The 22,814-nt window shown below is 42.1% G+C and carries 18 protein-coding genes; 13 read left to right on the forward strand and 5 right to left on the reverse strand.

What is annotated here, in order from left to right:
- Positions 1-34: 34 nt before the first annotated feature.
- Positions 35-856, reverse strand: a complete 822-nt coding sequence (locus ACFQ1M_RS12250) for a ZIP family metal transporter (protein ID WP_386408611.1) — start codon at positions 854-856, stop codon at positions 35-37.
- A 3-nt stretch (positions 857-859) separates the two neighbouring features.
- A complete protein-coding gene (locus tag ACFQ1M_RS12255) occupies positions 860-1,513 on the reverse strand; it encodes a metal-dependent transcriptional regulator (RefSeq protein ID WP_386408613.1) in 654 nt (217 codons plus the stop codon).
- A 95-nt stretch (positions 1,514-1,608) separates the two neighbouring features.
- On the opposite strand from ACFQ1M_RS12255, the gene ACFQ1M_RS12260 reads away from it, so the two are divergent.
- From ACFQ1M_RS12260 to ACFQ1M_RS12280, 5 genes are all read left to right on the forward strand, one after another.
- The gene (locus ACFQ1M_RS12260; RefSeq protein WP_386408615.1) at positions 1,609-3,879 is read left to right on the forward strand and encodes a TonB-dependent receptor; all 2,271 of its coding nucleotides are present in this window, start codon (positions 1,609-1,611) and stop codon (positions 3,877-3,879) included.
- Between the two features lie 4 nt (positions 3,880-3,883).
- Complete coding sequence (locus tag ACFQ1M_RS12265; protein ID WP_386408617.1) at positions 3,884-4,348, forward strand: thioredoxin family protein; 465 nt, start codon at positions 3,884-3,886, stop codon at positions 4,346-4,348.
- A 219-nt stretch (positions 4,349-4,567) separates the two neighbouring features.
- Positions 4,568-5,059: a PAS domain-containing protein gene (locus ACFQ1M_RS12270; RefSeq protein WP_386408619.1), complete on the forward strand. Its 492-nt coding sequence runs from the start codon at positions 4,568-4,570 to the stop codon at positions 5,057-5,059.
- Positions 5,060-5,181: 122 nt separating this feature from the next.
- The gene (locus tag ACFQ1M_RS12275; protein WP_386408621.1) at positions 5,182-6,171 is read left to right on the forward strand and encodes a hypothetical protein; all 990 of its coding nucleotides are present in this window, start codon (positions 5,182-5,184) and stop codon (positions 6,169-6,171) included.
- Positions 6,171-7,316 (forward strand): lycopene cyclase family protein, encoded by a 1,146-nt coding sequence (locus ACFQ1M_RS12280; RefSeq protein WP_386408623.1) that lies wholly within the window; start codon positions 6,171-6,173, stop codon positions 7,314-7,316. Before ACFQ1M_RS12275 ends, ACFQ1M_RS12280 begins: the two co-directional genes overlap by 1 nt.
- Here the strand turns inward: ACFQ1M_RS12280 and ACFQ1M_RS12285 are convergent.
- Positions 7,309-8,283, reverse strand: coding sequence for a polyprenyl synthetase family protein (locus ACFQ1M_RS12285; RefSeq protein ID WP_386408625.1), 975 nt, complete (start codon positions 8,281-8,283; stop codon positions 7,309-7,311). The two genes, ACFQ1M_RS12280 and ACFQ1M_RS12285, sit on opposite strands and share 8 nt — an antisense overlap.
- Before the next feature lie 217 nt (positions 8,284-8,500).
- On the opposite strand from ACFQ1M_RS12285, the gene ACFQ1M_RS12290 reads away from it, so the two are divergent.
- Genes ACFQ1M_RS12290 through ACFQ1M_RS12305 form a run of 4 tightly spaced genes read left to right on the forward strand, consistent with a single transcriptional unit; the run spans position 8,501 to position 15,249 of the window.
- Positions 8,501-9,106: a TetR/AcrR family transcriptional regulator gene (locus tag ACFQ1M_RS12290; protein WP_386408627.1), complete on the forward strand. Its 606-nt coding sequence runs from the start codon at positions 8,501-8,503 to the stop codon at positions 9,104-9,106.
- A gap of 5 nt (positions 9,107-9,111) precedes the next feature.
- Complete coding sequence (locus ACFQ1M_RS12295; RefSeq protein ID WP_386408629.1) at positions 9,112-10,515, forward strand: TolC family protein; 1,404 nt, start codon at positions 9,112-9,114, stop codon at positions 10,513-10,515.
- Between the two features lie 30 nt (positions 10,516-10,545).
- Positions 10,546-11,721: an efflux RND transporter periplasmic adaptor subunit gene (locus ACFQ1M_RS12300; protein ID WP_386408631.1), complete on the forward strand. Its 1,176-nt coding sequence runs from the start codon at positions 10,546-10,548 to the stop codon at positions 11,719-11,721.
- Positions 11,722-11,727: 6 nt separating this feature from the next.
- Positions 11,728-15,249 (forward strand): efflux RND transporter permease subunit, encoded by a 3,522-nt coding sequence (locus ACFQ1M_RS12305; RefSeq protein WP_386408632.1) that lies wholly within the window; start codon positions 11,728-11,730, stop codon positions 15,247-15,249.
- A 50-nt stretch (positions 15,250-15,299) separates the two neighbouring features.
- Here the strand turns inward: ACFQ1M_RS12305 and ACFQ1M_RS12310 are convergent, their stop codons facing one another.
- Positions 15,300-15,548 (reverse strand): GlsB/YeaQ/YmgE family stress response membrane protein, encoded by a 249-nt coding sequence (locus ACFQ1M_RS12310; protein WP_386408633.1) that lies wholly within the window; start codon positions 15,546-15,548, stop codon positions 15,300-15,302.
- 34 nt (positions 15,549-15,582) lie between these two features.
- Positions 15,583-18,243, reverse strand: a complete 2,661-nt coding sequence (locus ACFQ1M_RS12315) for a TonB-dependent receptor (RefSeq protein WP_386408635.1) — start codon at positions 18,241-18,243, stop codon at positions 15,583-15,585.
- 224 nt (positions 18,244-18,467) lie between these two features.
- Between ACFQ1M_RS12315 and aspS the strand changes: the two genes are divergently transcribed.
- The 4 genes from aspS to ACFQ1M_RS12335 all read left to right on the forward strand — a co-directional run bounded on the left by aspS (position 18,468) and on the right by ACFQ1M_RS12335 (position 22,769).
- Entirely contained in the window at positions 18,468-20,219 is a 1,752-nt protein-coding gene (gene aspS, locus ACFQ1M_RS12320) for an aspartate--tRNA ligase (protein WP_386408637.1), read from the forward strand.
- Between the two features lie 189 nt (positions 20,220-20,408).
- On the forward strand, positions 20,409-22,196 hold the full coding sequence (locus ACFQ1M_RS12325; RefSeq protein ID WP_386408639.1) for a chloride channel protein: 1,788 nt from the start codon (positions 20,409-20,411) through the stop codon (positions 22,194-22,196).
- A 36-nt stretch (positions 22,197-22,232) separates the two neighbouring features.
- Positions 22,233-22,490: a hypothetical protein gene (locus tag ACFQ1M_RS12330; RefSeq protein WP_386408641.1), complete on the forward strand. Its 258-nt coding sequence runs from the start codon at positions 22,233-22,235 to the stop codon at positions 22,488-22,490.
- A gap of 84 nt (positions 22,491-22,574) precedes the next feature.
- On the forward strand, positions 22,575-22,769 hold the full coding sequence (locus tag ACFQ1M_RS12335) for a cold-shock protein (RefSeq protein ID WP_386408643.1): 195 nt from the start codon (positions 22,575-22,577) through the stop codon (positions 22,767-22,769).
- Positions 22,770-22,814 lie beyond the last annotated feature (45 nt).

Genomic DNA, 22,814 nt, shown 5'->3' on the forward strand with positions numbered 1-22,814 from the left:
ATAGCCATTTTCTAATGCTATTAAAAGATAAAAACTACCCTAAGGCAACATCCAAGGTCATCATCACGATGAACCCTCCGATAAATCCAAGGGTTGCTATATCGGTATATTTATCACGTTGCGTTTCGGGAATCACCTCTTCAACCACCACAAAGATCATCGCTCCCGCAGCAAAAGCAAGTGCATATGGCAGTATTGGTGTAAAGAACGTAACAGCCAAAGCGCCCACAACGCCGGCTATGGGTTCTACAATAGCAGACATTTGTCCATACCAAAAACTCTTTCGCCTGCTAACCCCATGACGTCTCAATGGCATGGAAACGGCAATTCCTTCGGGAAAATTTTGAATGCCAATTCCTAGGGCCAATGCAACAGCACCACCAATGGTTGCTTCGGGAATTCCAGCTGCAACTCCTCCAAAAAGCACCCCAACCGCCAATCCTTCTGGGATATTGTGCAGGGTGATCGCCAATACCAAAAGCGTCGTTCTGCGCCAAGGTGTTTTTATCCCTTCTTTTTCATCTTCTTTAAAGTTGATATGCAAGTGGGGTAATATTTTATCCAAACCATATAGAAAAATTGCCCCCAAGGCGAATCCAACCGCGGCTGGAATCACCTTTACGAAACCTTCGCCAGGGCTCATCTCAATCCCTGGGGCCAACAAGCTCCAAAAACTTGCTGCGACCATGACACCTCCAGTAAAACCCAGCATACCATCTAAAACCGCCCGGTTCATCCCTTTAAAGAAAAACACCAAAGAAGCGCCCAGTGCTGTAACGATCCATGTAAAGGAAGTGGCATAAAAAGCTCCCAGAATCGGGTCTGTATTTTCAAAAAAAGTAAGTATTTGATCCATATATTATTGCTTTTTCACATAAAGGTTAGATGCGATCTGCTGCGAAATCGTGAATTCATTCTTCTTCATTCGTATCCGCATTGAACCGTCGAAGGTCTCCTTATTCAACACTCTTATTTTTCGTCCCAAAGAAATGTCATTCTTATCTAAATACTTTAAGAACTCTGAAGAGCTATCCTTCACTCCAATGCATACACATTTTTCACCGGTCTTTAGCTCAGACAATAAGGTGTTGTGAGTTGCTGCTAGGTTGCCTTCTTTATCAGGTATTGGATCGCCATGAGGATCTATGGTTGGGTTTCCGAGGAAGTTATCTAATTCGTCGACCAGCTTTTCGGATTTGATATGCTCTAATTGCTCGGCCACATCGTGTACTTCATCCCAAGTAAAACCGAGCTTCTCTACTAGAAATACTTCCCAGAGGCGATGTTTTCTTATGATGTTGGTGGCAATTTTGCGCCCCTTCCCTGTAAGGCTTACTCCTTGGTATTTTTGATAGTCCACCAATTTTTTCTCCGAAAGCTTTTTTAGCATATCTGTAACAGAGGATGCCTTCGCTTCGATTTTCTCCGCGATGGCATTAGTAGAAACACCAGAATCAAAGTCTTTGGAAAGATGAAATATAGCTTTCAAATAATTTTCTTCAGATAAGGTCATTGAAAATTGCTTTTAACAAAAATAAGAATTAATAATTGATAATTTCATTTTTAGATAAGACTAAAAATTAGATTATATTTGCAAAAATATTGAAGATGATCTTTCGATTAATATTTCTTATTGGTTTAGTTCTCCTGCCATTATCATTATTAGGGCAGAACACCATCAGCGGTACTGTAAGCACCTCGAATGGTCCTTTACCGTATGTTAACGTTTATTTGGAAGGAACCAAAAAGGGAACCACGACCAACTTTGATGGCGTCTTTGAAATTTCAAAAGTGGAGACCGGCACTTATACCATTGTAGCCTCTTATACCGGATTTCAAATCGCAAAGAAAAAAATTGACATCAATAATGAATCCCTGAACATCGATTTTCAGTTGGTAGAAAATTCAAGCCTGGATGAGGTTGTGGTCTCGGGAACATTAAAAGCAGTAAGTCGCTTAGAGAGCCCAGTTCCTGTTGAAGTATACAAACCCTCATTTTTCATTAAAAATCCCACCCCAAATATCTTTGATGCGCTGCAGAATGTCAATGGTGTTCGCCCTCAGTTAAATTGTAATGTTTGTAACACCGGCGATATCCACATTAACGGCCTTGAAGGCCCATACACCTTAGTTCTTATCGATGGTATGCCCATTGTAAGCGGGCTTTCTACAGTTTATGGTCTATCGGGAATACCTAATTCGCTACTTGAACGCGTAGAAATTGTGAAGGGTCCTGCCTCATCTTTATATGGTAGTGAAGCGGTGGGAGGACTTATAAACATCATCACCAAGAAACCAGAAAACGCGCCTTTGGTATTTGCAGATGGCTTTAGCACCTCTTGGGGTGAGTATAATGCGGACCTAGGCTTTAAGGCTCGTCTCGGAGAGCGCTCGACACTTCTCTTCGGTGCCAATTATTTTAATTACAACAATCCCGTCGATAACAACAATGACAACTTCACAGATGTGACCCAACAAGATCGTATCTCCTTGTTTTCGAAAGTAAATTTCAAAAGGAACCATAATCGCCTATTTTCAATGGCTGGCCGATTTTTTTATGAAGATCGTTGGGGTGGCGAATTGCAATGGACCCCAGAATTCCGAGGCGGAGATGAGATCTATGGTGAAAGTATTTACACCACACGTTTTGAGCTACTGGGAAGCTATCAATTACCAATAAAAGAAAAGATGCTACTCAACTTTTCGTATACAGACCATGATCAAAATTCGGTATATGGGAATATCCCTTATGTTGCCCAGCAGCGTATTGGTTTTGGGCAATTAATATGGGACAAGTCCCTAAAAGGGCATGATCTTTTGCTAGGCTCAGCGATTCGATATAACTATTACGACGATAATACCCCAGCAACTGCCCAAAATGGTTTGAATAGTCCAGACGAGCTTTGGATTCCCAGCCTATTTGTGCAGGATGAGGTAACACTTGCAGAACAACATAAACTTCTGCTTGGTGCACGTTATGACCATGACAGAAGGCACGGAAATATCTTCACACCTCGTCTGGCCTATAAATGGAGCATCACCGATGTGGATATTTTAAGATTGAATGCGGGAACCGGTTTTCGAGTGGTCAATCTCTTTACCGAAGAACATGCCGCATTGACCGGGTCGCGAGACGTGATCATCGAGGAAGAATTGGCTCCAGAGCGTTCCTATAACATCAATCTGAATTTCTTGAAGAAAATATATACCGGCAATGGCACTTTTATCGGAATCGACGCTTCTGCTTGGTATACCTATTTTAACAATCTGATCCTACCAGATTACGACAGCGACCCTAACGAGATCCGCTATGGGAATCTCGATGGCAAAGCCATAACAAAAGGGATAAGTACCAATATCGATGTAAGCCTTCCAAATGGTTTAAAACTTTTGGTTGGTGCCACTTTGATGGATGTTACCAATACCGAGAACAATATCACCAAACAGCAAATCCTCACCGAGCGGTTCACAGGAACTTGGTCGGCATCGTATAAGATACCATCATGGAATTTGACCGCTGATTATACCGGTAATATCTATGGCCCTATGCGACTGCCGCTGCTCGGCGATTTAGACCCCAGGCAAGAATACTCGCCCACCTGGAGCATCCAAAACATTCAATTTACCTTCGATGGATTAAAGGATATTGAACTTTATGGAGGTGTAAAGAATTTATTAAATTGGACTCCAAATAAAGGAAACCCGTTCATCATTGCAAGAGCGAACGATCCATTTGATGAAAATGTTCAATTTGATGCGAATGGGGACGCGATCCCTACCGCAGACAACCCATACGCCCTCACCTTTGACCCTTCGTATGTATTTGCGCCCAACCAAGGTGTTCGTGGCTTTATTGGACTGCGATACCGTTTAAACTGAAAAAATGGAAAGAAAATTCCTTCTAACCTTGTTACTTATTCTTATTGGGCTCCATACAAAGGCGCAATTGAAGACGTATTCTTTCGAAGAAGTTGAAGAACTTATGGTGAGCGCGCCCAAAACAATGATCGTCTTTATTCATACGGATTGGTGCAAGTATTGTAAGGCGATGCAGAAAAGTACTTTTAGCAATACGGAAGTCATTCGACAACTTAATGAAAACTTCTACTTTGTATCTTTTGATGCCGAAAGTAGAGCGCCAGTAAGGTTCCAAAACCGCACCTTTGATTATGTCCCAAATGGACCAAACAGTGGGCTGCACGATTTGGCATGGCACTTGGGAGAAATCGATGGTCAAATAGCCTATCCTACCCTTTCGGTCTTGAATTCGAACTTTGAGATCATCTTCCAGTACGACAGTTTTATCAGACCAAAAAAGATGTTGCGATTGCTAGATCGGCTTCAATGATAAGGAGCAACTGCCCTCTTCAGACGTTAAACAAAAAATTCCTGATATCGCTTCATATTTATCATAAAACTGCCAGAAAATGGTCTTTTAGGGTCTATTTTCAGATTTTTGGCTCATAAATGACCGTTCTTTTCAAAATTCCGCTATCTTAAAATTTAAAGGAAAAAGCGCTATTTTGTTTAACTTTTTCCGAAATATGAAGTTTTAAGATCGATAATTATGAAAAGGAACCAAAGAAGAATCATTTCGCCTATACAATGCTGGGATATATTTTCAAAATACCTAACTGAAATTCCCTTTATCAAAAAAAGACAACAGGATATTGATCAATTGGATAAGCTAGGAGATCAATATTCTTGGAGTGTAAAATTTGAAGAATTGTTGGACCAAGATTATTTGGCGTTGGTTGTTACAGATGCCTCGCAAAGGATTCAGTGGGTGAATCCTGGATTTTCAAAAATGACAGGCTACTCCAGCACCTACGCTCTTGGCCGGACACCACATTTCTTACAAGGGCCACAAACTTCAAAGCTTTCTAAGGACAACATTCGCAAAAACATCATGGAAGAACGTCAATTTTCAGAAAGGATCACTAATTATCGAAAAAATGGTGATCGCTATTTATGCGAGGTGAAGATCTATCCATTAAAGGACCATAACGATACAACAACCCATTATATCGCAGTGGAGAAAGAGGTGATCGCCGCATAATTTTCCTATTCACGATTCCCTATTTTTACAGGTGATTTTCGTCGATGGCTTAAATTATCGTCATTGTTTTCGCAATACGCGAAAATTTTTGTCATATTTTAGAAGCACAAAAATTTAATCGGATGAGAAATCATTTGCTCCTACTCTTTAGTATTTTAAATCTGAATGCCTTTAGCCAGACCAAGCAGGTAGCATTTAAGGGTGTTTTCGAACCCAATTCTCAAAAGACATATTGGTTCCACACGCAAAATGGTGACATGCTCACCGTCGATATCAAGGCTGGAAAAAGACAGCGTATTTCTTCAATAGAAGTGATGGCGTATCCCGATAAGATCATTTTTGCTGAAAGCAATTTTAAGGTCGTGGAAGAGCAATTCAATTTTATCGACACACAATTTTATAAGGTCACCATAAAAAATGATCGAGATGCTGCTATAAAAATTGACGCCTCGTTACAATTCACCTCAAAAGAGGCCTTGAAAAAAGTACAATTCAGACCGGCAAGCGATACCACCTATGGGTATCAAACGACCATGCTAAGAAAAGTTGAGAACTTACTGCCACAAACCGTACAAAGCGATAAATTCTTTTTGAACAGTCGTTCGAACGCCGTGGTCAAAGGAGGGAAAAATCGGGTGCTATTACCGATCAATCTTCCCCAAAATACGGTGGAGTGGTATTACGTGCTCACCGCTTCGAGAGATGAGAACGAAGTGAAAAACACACGCAATACGTTCAATCTTGCCTCAGAATTGACAAAGTATGTCGATAATGAGAATTCATTGAAGCAAGCTGTAACGACCATCGCTCCTCCTCCAAGTGCCAATATTTGCGACGTCTATCTACTAGACGAAAGCAACGCTAAACTTTTTAAAGAAAAGGAAGATTTTGAATACGATATCACTAGTTCTAGAGAAAACTACAAATCTGGGATCATCAACGTAAAAAAGGCGAATGCCAATCCAGTCTTTATCGGCATCAATAATTCTAACAATATCTACGGCATTCATGTTGGCATCGAGGTAGTTGCAATTGTAAAGGACCAGAATTATTTGCCTGAAGAACGGAGAATTCCAATTATTACGAGCTTCTTACAACCTTATGTCGATTGATGGTTGAAACGTACGACTATATTATTTGTGGAGCTGGGGCATCGGGACTTTTGCTGGCATACAGAATGGCGAACGATCCGTTTTTTGACAATAAACACATCTTACTTTTGGATAAAGACCCCAAAAACACCAATGACCGTACTTGGTGCTATTGGGAAGAAGGCAAAGGGGAATGGGATGCGCTGCTGTATAATCAGTGGGATTTGGCTTTCTTTGGAAGTGCTTCTTTCAAAAAGACGTTTGACCTAGACCCCTATCGCTATAAGATGCTACGAGGAATTGACTTCTATACATTCATTCTAAAATCGATTGAAGGTCATCGTAATATTACGTTTAAGATAGAGGAAGTAAAAGAATTCGTAGATAATAATGATGGTGTTACAGTCGAGACGACCCACGCGACCTACACTGCAAGACATGTTTTTAACAGCCTCTTTAGACCTCATAAATTACAACAACAAGAAAAATATCCTTTGTTGCAGCAGCACTTCATAGGATGGTTCATAAAAACGCCAAAACCCGTATTTGATGCCGAAACGGTAACATTTATGGACTTTTCGATACCGCAAAAAGGAAACACCCGATTTATGTATGTGTTACCTATTTCTGAAAATGAAGCGCTTTTAGAATATACATTGTTCTCTGCAGATCTATTGCCAAAAAATGAGTATGAAGCAGGTATACTTGCCTACATCCAAGAGCTCGGAATAAAGGAATATGAGATCACGGCGAAGGAGGATGGCAACATTCCAATGAGTTGCTTCCCATTTGAAGAAGGTAATACAAAGAATTTACTTCATATCGGAACCGCTGGTGGCTGGACCAAAGCTAGTACTGGATTTACTTTTTTGAAAACCTCGAGAAAGACGAAGGAAGTGATCGAATTCTTGAAAAAAGGCAAGCCCTTGGATCAATTTCACAAACGCAACAAATTTTGGTATTACGACCTGCTTTTCATCGACGTGCTCTATAGAGATAATGCTCGTGGAGCATCGCTGTTTTCCGAAATGTTCAAAAAAAGAAGTCCCAAAAAGATCTTTCGGTTTTTGGACGAACAAAGCAATTTTATCGAAGATCTGAGTGTTATGTTTTCACTCGTGGGTAAAGGCTTCGAAAGAGCACTATTCAAAAGACTCTTTAAATAGTTCGATTCATCAGCATTTCACCGAACGCCCTGAAGGATTGTTTTCCTTTCTCCTCTATATTGAGTTTTTCAAGTATGGAAAAAGCCTTGGAAGTGTAACTTTCAATCTCGTTAAGAGTGGCCCTTGCTGCTCCGCTACTCTCAAACATTTCCTTGGTAGTACTTATCTTCTCTGAAGGATCGATAGGTTGTACCGAAAAGAGGTGTGCTAACTGCTCGCGTTCTTTGGTGTCAGAAAGTGCAAGTGCCTTCAAATAAAGATAGGTTTTCTTATTCTCAATAATGTCTCCGCCCACTTGTTTGCCAAAGGTCTTTGGGTCACCAAAAGCATCTAAATAGTCATCCTTTAACTGAAATGCCAAACCGAGGTTTAGACCAAAATCATACACCTTCTGTGCTTCCTCTTCCCTTGCATTGGCAATAATCGCACCCATTTTCATCGCTGCCGCCACCAAAACCGCCGTTTTGTATTCGATCATCTTCAAATATTCATCGATAGTAACGTCATCTCGCGTTTCGAAATCAACATCATACTGTTGTCCCTCGCAAACCTCTATCGCCGTTTTACTAAAGAGTTTTGCCAGCTTTTGAAAGATTTCAGGTTCGTATGATTCAAACAATTGATAGGCCAAGATCAACATGGCGTCTCCAGACAAAATACCAGTGTTGATATCCCACTTCTCATGAACGGTCTCCTTTCCTCTTCTTAAAGGAGCATCATCCATAATGTCATCATGTACCAAAGAGAAATTGTGAAATACCTCAACGGCCAAAGCAGCATCTAAAGCTTCTTTATGGTCACCCCCAAAAATATCTGCTGTCATCAATGTAAGAATAGGGCGAAGTCGTTTCCCTCCTAACTGCAGGATATAATCGATGGGTCCATAGAGGTTTATAGGTTCTTTCTTAACCTTTTGCTCTTGTAGATGCTGAAGAATCGCGTCGCGATATTGATCCAATGCCAACATGAAGAATAGCTATTTTCAGGCTAAAATACAGTTTCGAAAGATCGTAGCAAAATATTGTCCAATCTAGCTTTGCGCTTTCGCCTTTAAAACATTGGTAAGCTCATTTTTTTACTCAGATCATCATTTTTGCTGATCAGGACCATTATGTTAAAAAAATGTAAAACCATGGAAACTATTTTTGTTTTTAAAGTTTCCATGCCTACTTTTGGCATCTCTTATGAAGGAAAAAATTTTACATAAAGCTACCGAACTATTTCTAAATCTGGGATTTAAAAGTGTCACCATGGATGACCTCGCCAGCGAGATCGGAATCTCAAAAAAGACCATCTATCAACATTATGACAACAAAACGGAGCTTGTAGAGGCGAGTACCTTTTATTTATTCGATACCATTTGCACAGGGATAGACCATATTTGTGAAACAGCTTCCAACCCCATTGAGGAGCTATATCACATCAAACGATTTGTGATGGAACACTTGAAGAACGAAAAATCTTCTCCACAATATCAATTGAAAAAATATTATCCAAAGATCCACGATCGCTTAAAGTGGAAGCAGTTCGAGGTGATGCACGAAAACATCGTAGAGAATCTAAAAGAAGGAATCGCTCAAGGCATCTTTAGGGCCAACCTCGATGTCGACTTTGTTTCGCGCATGTACTTTAACGGGATGTCTGGAATAAAGGATACCGAACTATTTCCAACAGGAAAACATAACATGAATAGCCTTATGGATACGTATTTAGAGTATCACTTAAGGGCCATCACCACCGAGAAAGGATTACGAATATTAAACGATTTTATTAATACTAATCAATCATAGAACCAATGCGAAACCTACCAATCATCGCACTGTTTATCTTATTGACCAATATAGGCATTGCACAAGAACGATCATACACCTTTAGCTTGGAGCAGGCGATCGAATTCGCTTTAGAGAACAACAGGAGCGTAATCAACGCCGATAGAGATATCGAAGCCGCGAAAAAACAAAAATGGGAGACCACCGCCATCGGCCTTCCACAGATCAATGGTGCTGTCGAATATCAAAATTTCCTGAAACAACCCGTCTCATTGCTTCCTGCAAGTGCCTTTGATAACAGAGAATCAACCATTCAAACAGTTGAGGACTTCTTTGGTTTGACCAGAACCGGAAGTCCTGAACCGGCAGACGGCTTGATTCCAGTGGTTTTTGGTGCCAAGCAGAGTATCAATGCTTCCGCTACCCTGAGCCAGCTGATCTTTGATGGCTCCTATCTGGTCGGCTTACAATCGGCGAAGGTCTTTTTAGAAATTTCTGAAAATGCCAAAGAGAAAACAGATCAAGAGGTAAGGAAGGCAGTTATCGCCGCCTATGGTAATGTGCTGCTGGCCGAAGAGAGTGTGAAGATCTCTGAAAGAAACAGAGTTACCCTTCAAAAAAATCTTGATGAGACCACCAAGATCTTTGAGAATGGTCTTGGGGAAGAAGAAAGCGTAGAACAACTAACCATCACTTTGGCCAATGTGGAGAGTGTGTTGAACAATGCCATTCGTTTTAGAGAAATCGCCTATAATCTTCTAAAGATCACCATCGGTGCCTCTATAAGCGACAAGTTGCAGCTGAATGACAATTTAGAGTCCTTGGTCAAAGAAAACATTGTGCTTGGGCTCCTGAATACCGATGAGGGCATTGAGAACAATATCGATCTAAAGATCGCGAAGAATACCGAGCGCACAAGAGAATTACAACTCAAATACGAGAAGAGTCAGGCGCTTCCATCGCTCTCAGCATTCCTCAATGGCGGCTATCAATCATTTGCCGACAAGGACTTTACTTTTTTCAATGAGGGCAATCGCTGGTTTGGATCGGCTCTTATAGGGATCAACCTCAACATTCCCATATTTAGCTCCTTGCAAAGATCGGCTAAAACGCAAAGGGCCAGAATCGCATTTGAGCAAGCCAAGACAGACTTTACCGAAACCGAACAACGATTACAATTAGAACTGGAACAATTAAAAAGCGAGTATCAATTTACCGTAGAACAATATGAGACCGCCAAGGAGAATTTGGCCTTGGCCGAGCGTATCGAAAAGAAGAATCAAACCAAGTTCTTTGAAGGCATCGGTTCTAGTTTTGAACTAAGACAGGCGCAGACCCAGCTGTACACGATACAACAGGAATATCTCCAAGCCATGGTCAATGTCATCAACAAAAAGACCGAATTGGAAACCTTACTTAATACATATTAACCAACATCAATCAATATAAACTCAATCGAAATGAAAAAAATATATCTCATAACTCTAAGTGCATTGGCCCTTATTTCCTGCGGAGATGGTAAAGAAAAGAGCATTGACGAAATAATCGCAAGTGGCGATCTGGAAGTGATCAGAGCCAAACAACAAGAGCTTAGCAATGAACAACTCGCACTTAGAGCTGATCTTGAAAAGGTAGAAAGTGCAATACGAAATCTGGAGGGCTTTAAAAACGTTCCGTTGGTCACTACTTTTGAGGCTAAAGAAGACACCTTTAAGCACTACTTAGAACTCCAAGGAAATGTTCAGACCAAACAGAATGTCTTGATCTACCCAGAAATGGCTGGAACCCTACTAAAAATGTATGTAAAGCAAGGAGATAAGGTGAGAAAAGGACAGGTGCTTGCGAAAATCGATGATGGCGGAATGTCGCAGAGTGTCGCAGCGGCCGAGGTTCAAACCGAGCTGGCAAGGACGACCTATGAGCGTCAAAAACGACTTTGGGAGCAAAAAATCGGTAGTGAGATCCAGTATCTTCAAGCTAAGACCACCTTTGAAGCCCAGAAAAATAGCCTTAGACAACTTAAGGAACAACTCTCTAAAACCATCATTACCGCACCTTTTAGCGGAACGATTGATGATGTGATCGTTGAAGAGGGAACGGTGGTCGCTCCAGGTTCAGGAATGACCATTTTTAGGATCGTGAATTTGAAGGACATGTATATCGAAGTCGACGTCCCGGAAAAGCATTTGCCAAACGTCACTGAAGGAAAAGATGTGGAAGTCTTCTTCCCTGTACTTGGCAAAACCATAGCTACCAAAGTACGACAAGTGGCCAGCTATATCAACCCAAGTAACCGCTCCTTTAAAATAGAGGTGCCCGTGCCGAATAATGGCGGAAGCATCAAACCCAATCTCACGGCCAAGGTAAGGATCAATGACTATACCAATCCAAAGGCCATCCTTATCCCGCAAAGTGTTATCTCTGAAAATGCCGAAGGCGAACAGTATGCCTATGTGGCCTCTGACAAAGACGAAAAGAACTTGGCTGATGCCAAAAGAACGATCATTGAGACCGGTAAGACGCAGGGGGATCTTGTCGAAGTACTCAATGGGATTGCCGATGGCGATAATATCATTAAAGAAGGTGCCCGAAGTGTTAAGAATGGGCAAAAAGTAGAAGTGATCAACAAAAAATAACCAACCATGAGTGCTAGAGAGAAAAAAGTAAATAAGGAGTTCCGACTTTCCTCCTGGGCCATAGATAATCCCACCACCATCTATGTGATGATCGCTATCTTTTTGACGGTTGGTCTGTGGGCTTACTTTAGTCTGCCGAGAGAGAGTTTTCCTGAAATCAAAGAGACCAAAATATACATCAGCACCCCTTTTCCGGGAAATACCGCCGAGGATATAGAGCGATTGATCGTCGACCCCCTTGAGGATCGGTTAAAGAATGTAAGCAATGTAGTAGAGGTCTTATCCACTTCCCAGGAAGACTACGGTATTATCACCGTGGAATTTGATGAGAATATCAGTGTAGAGCAGGCCAAGCAAAAGGTAAAGGACGAAGTAGATTCTGAAAAGGCCAGCCCGGATTGGCCCATCTTTCAAAATGCCAAGGTGGAGCCCAATGTGTTCGACCTTAATATTTCTGAAGAGCAACCAATACTCAACATCAATATCAAAGGCGATTATCCCGTTGACAAGCTCAAAGAATTTGGAGAATATCTTGAAGATAAAATTGAGGACCTACCAGAGATCAAACAGGTAGATATTCGCGGTGCGCAGGAAAAAGAAGTTGAAGTTGCCGTGGACGTCTACAAAATGATGGCGGCCAAGGTGAATTTTGATGACATCCTTAATGCTATCCGAAATGGAAATACCACCATGTCTGCCGGAAACCTCATTACCAGCGGACAGCGGAGAACGATCAGGATCCTTGGTGAGGTTGAAGACCCTCAGGAACTCGATAATTTTGTGGTAAAGTCGCAAGATGGTGCGGTATATCTGAGAGATATTGCCAAAGTTTCCTTCAAGGAAAAGGAAAAGACCACATTTGCGCGCGAGTTTGGAAATAACGTAGTGATGCTCGACGTGAAGAAACGTTCGGGAAAGAATATGGTGGAAGCCGCCGAACAGATCAATAAGATTGTTGATGATGCCACCGCCAATTACTATCCGCAGGACTTAGAGATCACCATCGCCAATGACCAATCGGCCAAGACGATCAACCAGGTAGATGACCTAGTGAACAACATCATCTTTGGTATCGCATTGGTGGTCGGTGTATTGATGTTCTTCTTAGGATTTAGAAATGCACTATTCGTTGGATTTGCAATTCCGATGTCCATGTTTATGTCCTTTATGATCCTTTCCTTGTTGGGATACACCATGAACACGATGATCCTCTTTGCATTGATCATGGGACTGGGAATGTTGGTCGATAATGGGATCGTGGTAGTAGAAAATGTCTATCGACTTATGGAAGAGGAAGGAATGAGTCGTATTGAAGCGGCCAAAAAAGGGATCGGGGAGATCGCCTTTCCTATCATTATCTCTACAGCCACCACCGTTGCTGCATTTGTACCTTTAGGCCTATGGCCAGGAGTTATGGGACAGTTTATGATCTATTTCCCGATCACACTTTCTGTCGTACTGGGTTCCTCGCTGTTTGTGGCCATCTTTATCAATTCGATGCTAGTATCACAATTCATGGAAGTAAGAGACAGAGAACTTACGGTAAAGCAACTGATTAGGCTTAGTGTCATTTTGGGAGGATTGGGCATCTTTATTCTCATCGTGGGTGGACCCATTAGAGGTTTGGGAACCTTGATGATCTTTACGGCGATCATGTTTTGGGTCTATAGATTTATACTGAAAAGGGCTGCGACCTACTTTCAAAGAAAAATACTGAAATGGCTCGAAAATAGCTACAAGCGTTTCCTTAGGTTTGCTTTATACAGTTGGAGGCCTGCACTATTCATCGTTGGTACATTTTTACTATTATTCATCATCTTTGGTGCTTTTGGAGCTTCCATCGGAAGCCAGCGAACAAGTGTGGAGTTCTTTCCAGACAACAAGCCCAACCAGATCATCGTCTATATCGAGTATCCCCAAGGTACGGATATCGCCAAGACCAACGAGATCACCAAATCTATAGAGAATAGAGTTTATGCAGTGGTCAATGACAAAGAATATATTGAAGGGGATGATTACAATTTCTTGGTAGAGTCGGCCGTGTCCCAAGTGGGTGAGGGTGCGGGAAATCCTTTTACCGATGGTGGTAGCAATGCCGAAATGCCACATAGGGGGAAGATCACGGCTACTATGCGAGAGTATAAATATCGTAACGGAAAGGATTCTGAAGTGCTACGTAAAAAAGTACAAGAAGCCCTGAAAGGCATCTATCCAGGCGTGGCTATCTCGGTAGAGAAAGATCCGGTAGGTCCGCCTGTAGGTTACCCAATTAATATAGAATTGAAGGGTGAAGACTATGATGAGCTTATCCAAGCTGCGGAACAAATGCGTAACTTCATCAACTCGAAGAATATCGCTGGAATCGATGAATTAAAGATCGATGTGAATAAAGGAAAACCAGCGATGCAGGTAACCGTGGATCGGCAAAAGGCAGGGGAATTAGGTGTTTCTGCTGGGCAAGTCGGTCGACAGCTTCGAAATTCACTCTTTGGTGAAAAAGCTGGCATCTATAAAGAAGGTGGTGACGATTATGACATCAATGTCCGATTTAAACAAGACCTCAGATATGACAAAAATGCGCTGTTCGATCAAAATATCATTTTCAGGGATCAAGCGACAGGCCAATTAAAAGAAGTGCCTGTTTCAGCCGTGGCCGTTCAAAAGAATACTTCGTCATTCAGTGCTATCAAACACCGACAGACAAAGCGGGTAGTGACCGTATATTCTGGTCTGGCTCCTGGCTATACCGATGCGGCGGCCATCGTATCACAAATTCAAGCCGAGATGGGCAATCTGAATAAAGAATTTGAAAAGGCTGGCATCGAAATAGACTATACCGGACAGATCGAAGAGCAGAACAAACAAATGGCCTTCCTAATGGGTGCCTTCTTTAGTGGTCTAGGATTGATCATGTTATTGTTGGTGTTTCAGTTTAGCTCTATCTCCAAACCCACGATCATCATGATCGCCATTTTCTTGAGTTTTATCGGAGTATTTGGAGGGATTCTGATCACCGGTGCTTCGTTCGTGATCATGATGACCATGATGGGAATCATCTCCTTGGCTGGAATTGTCGTGAATAACGGAGTGGTCCTCCTCGACTATACACAATTGCTGATCGACCGAAAAAGTTTGGAGCTGGGATTAGAAGAAGACGAAATGCTAAGTAATGAAGACGTAAAGGATGTTATTGTCCAAGGTGGAAAGGCCCGTCTGCGTCCTGTAATTCTTACGGCAATCACTACAGTTCTAGGCTTGATTCCCTTAGCCATTGGGTTGAACATCAATTTCTTCTCATTTTTCTCGGAATTTGACCCTCAGATATATATGGGTGGGGACAACGTGATCTTTTGGGGACCACTGGCATGGACCGTGATCTACGGATTGATCATTGCCACCTTCCTTACTTTGATCATCGTCCCGGTACTTTTCTATGTGATCTATAAAATGAAAAAAAGAGTGCGCAGATGGCTTGGAAAAGGCAAACAGATTGAAGAAGAAGAGGTGCAGATCAAAACTGCAGCTTAAAGAAAAAGCCCTTGCCAATTGGCAAGGGCTTTCTTTTATTGAAAGCGTGGTCATTTCTTTTTCAGGATAAGGTTGATCAGAAATAAGATCACAAAAGCGCCAATGGCACTTGTCAGAATCACGCCGACCCATCCTGTACCTAAGCTGACACCTAAAACTCCCAAGAGCCAGTATCCTACATATCCTCCAAGGATACCCACAACAATATTCCATAAAAGGCCGAGGCCACTACCCTTAAATAATATGCTGCCAAGCCATCCGGCCACTGCACCAATAAGAAGTGTTATCAAAAAATTCATACTATGGTCTATTTAATTGGTTCGTAATTTAATTCTAAAAGGTAAAGGTCAGGCCTCCATTGATCATGGCACCATTGAACCCAAATTGATTTACCTCCCAAGGATAGCGGAATCTTCCTCCAAGATCCGTACCGAAATCACCAAACGTATTGATCTCATCGGGATATACATTTAAGATGTTGTTACCAGAGACCCTTAGGGTGATCCAGTCTGCAAAATCATAGGTCAAGGTCAGGTCGGTCAGTACTTTACCAGCAAAGGTCTGGTCGTTAGCAGGTGTTGTTGGATGTCTCCAGGTAACTTCACCAAAATAGGTGTTGTTCAAAAAGGCACTGAATTTTCCTATATAGTATTCAAGCCCAATAAGCCCTTTGATATTAGGTCTGGCCGTGGTAATTCTCGATTGCTCCTCCCTATTGAAGATATCGGTATATCCTGCATCAAAGATCTTCTGCGGTACATTGATCGTACCATCAATATCTGTCTTATTCCAGTTGAAGGCGACGTTGACATTTAACTTCCCTTCCCCGACTTCCAATCCTGAATAGTTGGCCACCACATCAACACCTTGCGTTTTGGTATCTACTGCATTCACAAAAAAGGTGACATTTCCGATGCCGTTATCTAGCAGCACTTGTTCGACGGCATTGGTAGTAGTGTCGTCACCGTCAAAACCTAGTGGATTTGTAAGTAGGACGCGATCATCAACTTTTATATTGTAGTAATCTATAGCTACCGAGAAATTAGGCTGAAAGCGGTAGGTAAATCCTCCAGCGATGTTGAAGGACTCTTCAGCATCTAGTCTAGGAACCCCTAAACCATTAACAGGATCTATGATCACAGGATCTGCATTGTTAAATGTTCCCTGCTGTCCGATAGAGCCATCGGCCAATTGCAGCGTTTGAATATTGCTCAAATAGATCTGATGCAACGATGGTGCTCTAAATCCTGTATTTACCGAAGCTCGGATCGCTCCTTTTTCATCGGCCAATAGATATCTTCCGCTAACCTTCCAAGAAACATTGCTGCCGAAGTCGCTATAATCTTCATATCGTATAGCTCCATTGATGAGTATCTCCTCAGAGGCATCCCAATCCAATCCTAGATAAGCCCCTAAGTTATTTCTATCTTCGTTCACCGCATTCTCAGGACGCAAGCCTGGAAATGATTGCGCGCCACCGGTAATGTAGGAAGCAGCCTCCCCTTCTCTAGTAACAAAACGCTCTCTTCTGATCTCGGAACCTAATGTCAAACTTACATCGCCAAAGACTTTAGAGATATCGATGTTTCCTATGTCATTGCTAAAACGGTAGCCTCCTGGGTCAAAACTAGTGGGGCTATTTGCGCCTAGTCCAACATTGATGGTATTTCCTATCGTATAATCGACCGCATTTCTACCGAAGGTATAGCTAATATCGAAATTCCAATCTCCAAACATCTTCCATCGATTTCCGACAGAAATGGTATTATCTATGATAGCTGTTTCAAAGGTGGGCTGAAATCCTTGGTATTCTGTTCCAGGTGCATGCAATAGATTAAATGGGTCTTGTACCCAATACGGTGCTCGATAGAGGGCGAAACTTTTTCCGTCTCTTTGTTGCAGACTTCCGAAGACATAGAACTCTGCATCATTGTCACAATATGGAATCCCAGAATTGAAAGAAAGTCCAAATTTGTCATATTCTGGCTGCCCAACGATCATCCCAAGATCTGGATTATCCTGGATCCATGGATTGGTGCCATCGATCAAGGATTGGTCTCCAAAAATATTTCCAAACAATAGATCATTTCCAGGTTCTCCTGCACGATCCGTATAATCTTGATGGTAATATTCTGCGGTGACATTGAAGTATCCACCATTATCGAAACCAATTCCCGTATTGATATCACCACTATAGGTAAAGCCATCTCCTTCCGTGGTTACACCAGTATTGAGATTGATCTGCGTCTGGTCTGTATTTTTCTTTAGAATGATGTTGATCACCCCAGCAATGGCATCCGAGCCATACTGAGCCGCTGCTCCATCACGGAGTACCTCAACTCGCTCGATAGCAGAGGCGGGTATGCTTTTCATATCTACACCCACTTCTCCTCTACCAGGAGTTTCGTTCACATAGACCAAGGCACTTTGATTCTTTCGCTTACCGTTGACCAAGACCAAGGTTCTACTGGGCCCCAGATTTCTTAATTCTGAAGGGTCAAAATGCGCCGTCGCATCAGAGATCGTCTGCTGTGTAGAATTGTAAGAAGGAACGCGATATGCGATCATCTTGTCTACTTCTGGCTGCGCGCTAATTCGAAGTTCTTGCAAACCAATGTTATCTATTGGCACAGGAGATTCTAGTACAGTTCTTGGTTTGGCTCGGTTACCTACGATGACTATTTCATCTAAAGCTAGTCCTTCCTGTAAGGCAATAGATACCGGTTGGGAGGAACTAACCTGTAGTTCCGTAGCCTTAAAACCTACCGAAGAAACAACAATGGTTACGGGAAGACTTTCAACCTCCAACTGAAAATTACCATCAAAATCTGTAGTCGTCCCCTGAGACGTTCCTTTTACGACCACATTAGCTCCTGGCAATGGGTCACCATTACTAGCATCAGTAACAGTACCATTAATTGTTTGTCCAAAAGCAAAAAGAGGAAATAAAGCTATGCAGAATAGCATGCTTCTAATACATAGAGTTGATTTCATAAGAGCAGTTTGTTTATTGGTTATATGACAAATTTCAGCTTTTTAACGTTTCTATCAAATATTTCATAAAAAATTTATTAATTATTTGTCATATTGAAATTATATGCTCCGTTTGGTAAATCACTTTGTAATTAAAAAATGCTAGACCTAGGCCGAACATTATCTGGCTTTCGTTATTGCGTCCCATCTTTACTTCTTAAATTTGCGCTTTCAAAGTTTATACCATGTACAGAAGTCATACTTGTGGAGAGCTAAGAGCCTCAAATATCAATTCCGAAGTAACCCTAGCGGGATGGGTACAACGATCTAGAGACAAGGGTTTTATGATCTGGGTGGACCTTCGAGACCGCTATGGGATCACGCAGCTCATCTTTGACGAAGAGCGCACTCCTCGAGACATCATGGACAAGGCAAAACAACTGGGCAGAGAATTTGTAATCCAAATAAAGGGAAATGTCATCGAACGCGAGTCAAAGAATTCTAACATGCCAACGGGTGATATTGAAATTCTGGTAACGGGCCTAACAATACTTAACGAGGCCTTGCTACCTCCTTTCACCATCGAAGATGAGACGGATGGTGGAGAAGATATCCGAATGAAATACCGTTACTTGGACATTAGACGTAACCCGGTAAAGGAAAGCTTGATGTTTCGTCATAAAGTGGCCATGGAAGTAAGAAATTACCTGTCTAAAGAAGGCTTTGTCGAGGTGGAGACCCCGTATCTTATAAAATCCACTCCAGAAGGGGCGCGAGACTTTGTTGTTCCCTCCCGAATGAACGAAGGGCAATTCTACGCCCTTCCGCAGTCACCGCAGACCTTCAAGCAATTGTTGATGGTTGGTGGCATGGACAAATACTTTCAGATCGTAAAGTGTTTCAGAGATGAGGATCTTAGGGCCGACCGACAACCAGAATTTACCCAGATCGACTGCGAAATGGCCTTTGTGGAGCAAGAGGATATTTTGAATGCCTTCGAGGGAATGACACGCCATCTCCTAAAAGAGCTCAAAGGCGTAGAGGTTGGAGCATTTCCAAGAATGCTTTACGACGATGCGATGCGTCTCTATGGAAACGATAAGCCTGACATCCGCTTCGGGATGCAATTTGGTGAATTGAACGAGGTGGCGCAAAACAAAGATTTTAAAGTGTTCAATACAGCAGCGCTTGTGGTCGGTATTGCAATACCAGGAGCTAATTCATACACACGAAAAGAGATCGACAAGTTGATCGATTGGGTAAAACGCCCACAAGTCGGCGCATTAGGAATGGTCTATGTACGTTGCAATGAGGATGGAAGCTTTAAATCTTCGGTCGACAAATTCTATGACCAAGATGATCTGGCAAAATGGGCCGAGGTCACAGGTGCAAAAGCTGGTGATCTCATATGTGTGCTTTCAGGGGAAACCCATAAGGTCCGAGCACAGCTAAGTGCCTTGCGAATGGAAATGGCCGAACGTCTCGGATTGAGGAAACCAGGCGAATTCGCACCACTTTGGGTAATCGACTTCCCGTTATTGGAGTGGGACGAAGATACCGAACGGTATCATGCAATGCACCATCCTTTCACATCCCCAAAGCCAGGGCAGATCGAACTTTTGGCCACCAATCCAGGCGAGGTAAAGGCCAATGCCTATGATCTTGTTCTCAACGGAAATGAAATTGGCGGAGGATCGATCCGTATTCACGATAAGGAAACGCAGGCATTGATGTTCGATTATCTTGGATTTACCCCAGAAGAAGCCAAGGCGCAGTTTGGATTTTTAATGGATGCTTTCCAATATGGCGCACCCCCACATGGCGGTCTCGCCTTTGGTTTTGACCGTCTGGTAGCAATTCTTGGGGGACAGGAAACGATCAGAGACTTCATCGCATTTCCTAAAAATAACAGCGGCCGAGATGTAATGATCGACGCACCGGCACCGATAGACGAAGAACAACTTGACGAATTGAATTTGAAGTTGAATTTAAGCTAAAACTGATTTTTTAGATTTCAGAGGCTTGCTTCATCATATTTTTAATGAATTCTATGAACAAAAAGCGACTATTGCAAATTGGCCTTTTGGTAGTTTCTTTGCTTCTCTTCTTGGGAATCGGCTTTGTTATTTATGCCTTCTTATTAGCAACATAATAGATAAGTTACTTTAAATTAGTAAATTCCGACAATGCCAGCTACTAACAAATCTATCCTTGCTAGATTCCTGATCTGGAGATACAAGCATATCTCCCCAAAAGCATTCATATACATGTTGAGTTTGCTGATCGGTCTTTTGACGGGTTTATTGGCAGTGGCAATGAAGAATGTCACCTTCTACATCGGATTGGTCCTAGAAGGTTTGGTCAGCCTTTCTAAGAACTCGATCTACTTTGTTACGCCCACCATCGGTCTTTTTTTGGTATATCTCGTACTCACCTATTTCTTCAAACGGAAAAAGGTGGAGCACGCCATTCCATCCATCTTGCGTTCCTTGGCCAAAAGAGCCGGAATCATGGGGACTGGGAAGATCTATCTTCCTTTGGCAACTGCTCCTTTAACAGTTGGTTTTGGAGGGTCGGTGGGATTGCTTGGCCCAGCGGTTGCCGCTGGATCAGCCATGAGCTCAACATTAAGTCGACTCTTACATCTTGAGGCAAAGACGCGCGTGCTCTTTATTGGATGTGCTTCGGCTGCTGCTTTATCCTCAGTCTTTAAATCTCCTATAGCAGGCATTATTTTTGCCATTGAAGTCTTTAGTCTGGACCTGACCTTTGCCTCTCTTATACCACTATTACTATCATCCGTTTCTGCTTTGATCACGTCTTACTTTTTTTTGGGCGATGATGTGCTTTTCAATTTTCAACTGCAGGAGAAGTTTATGATCAACGATACGTTGTTCTATGTTGTTCTTGGAGTAGGAACTGGTATCGCCTCGATATATTTCACCAAAATGTACTTTGCCATCATGAAGTACTTTGAACGCTGGAAACACCCACTAAAGCGACTGCTTATTGGAGGTATTGGCATCGGTATCATGTTGTATTTCATTCCACCGCTCTACGGTGAAGGCTTTAGTTTTATAAACAACCTCCTCAAGGGAGACCATCTTACCGCAATCGGAACTAACCCCTTTGATCGCTTTGTCGATAATATCTGGGTGGTCATTGCCCTGCTCATTGGTATCACAATCTTCAAGGCCGTAGCGATGACCGCAACTTTTGCTGCGGGCGGATCGGGCGGGATCTTTATCCCTACGCTGGTAATGGGTAGCGCGCTTGGAAATGTGGTGGCCAAGGTGATCAATAATATTGGCCTCGGATTCAATGTATCAGAGATCAACTTTACTCTGGTCGGGATGGCCGGACTGATATCTGGGGTAATCCATGCCCCGTTGACCGCTATCTTCTTGATCGCAGAGATCACTGGCGGTTACGAACTATTTGTTCCACTGATGCTGAGCTCGGCAATCTCATTCCTGATCACAAAGAATACGCTCGATTATACCATCTATACTCGAGAGCTTGCCGAGAAAGGGGAATTACTTACCCATGATAAGGACCATACCGTATTAACGATCATGAAATTGGATTCTGTGATCGAGGACAACTTTGTTGCACTCAACCCAAATATGACCTTAGGCGAAATGCTCCATGAGGGCGTGGCAAAATCGTCGAGAAACCTATTTCCTGTAGTCAACGAAAATAATGAATTACAGGGCGTCCTATTGCTTGACGACATTAGAGGCATTATGTTTGACATCTCTCTCTATGAAAATGTCTATGTAGAGGAATTGATGAACGAACCTCCAGACCTTATTTTTTATGAGCAAGACGACATGAAAGCAGTGATGCAAAAGTTTCAGGACAGTGGTGCATGGAATCTTCCTGTGATCAAAGACGGAAAATACGCAGGCTTCGTCTCTAAATCAAAGCTACTCACCGCCTATCGACGTAAATTGATTAATTTTACGAGCTGATTCTTGGGTCTTGGGTCTTAGTTTTAAAAAAATACTATGAAATATCTTATCCGCATCTTATTCGTGCTCTTTCTCCTTGGAGTGGCAGTTGGATTCTATATCAAATCACAACCCGAAAGCTTTGCTGATGGACAAAAGATCATCGGGGTATCCGTTTTATTCTTTTCCTTCATTCTTATGCCCTTATTTATATACCATCGCTGGAAGGATAAAAACTTGAAAGATTACATGCTTACGCAAGAAAATCTTGATAAAATGAGAAATAAAGGCCCCGAAAAATCTGATAATCAATAATTTTACTAAGAAAAAAACTTCAGCTAACATTTTGCATTAATATAAAACGTAAATTGCCGTTTTATTAATTACATTTCAGTTAAAATGACAGGTACAGTTAAATTTTTCAATGAATCCAAAGGTTACGGATTCATTACCAATGACGAAACCGGGAAAGACATCTTCGTACACGTAACTGCGTTGAACGGAGTAGAGCTTAAAGACGGTGACAAAGTAGAATATGTAGAAGAAGAAGGCCGCAAAGGCGTGGTTGCTGCACAAGTGCAAGTGATCAGCTAGGCAAGAGTAGATAATATTTTATTTTTGTATTTGACCAACCACACG

The sequence above is a fragment of the Sungkyunkwania multivorans genome (assembly GCF_042675645.1).
In the GTDB taxonomy this organism is placed as follows: domain Bacteria; phylum Bacteroidota; class Bacteroidia; order Flavobacteriales; family Flavobacteriaceae; genus Sungkyunkwania; species Sungkyunkwania multivorans.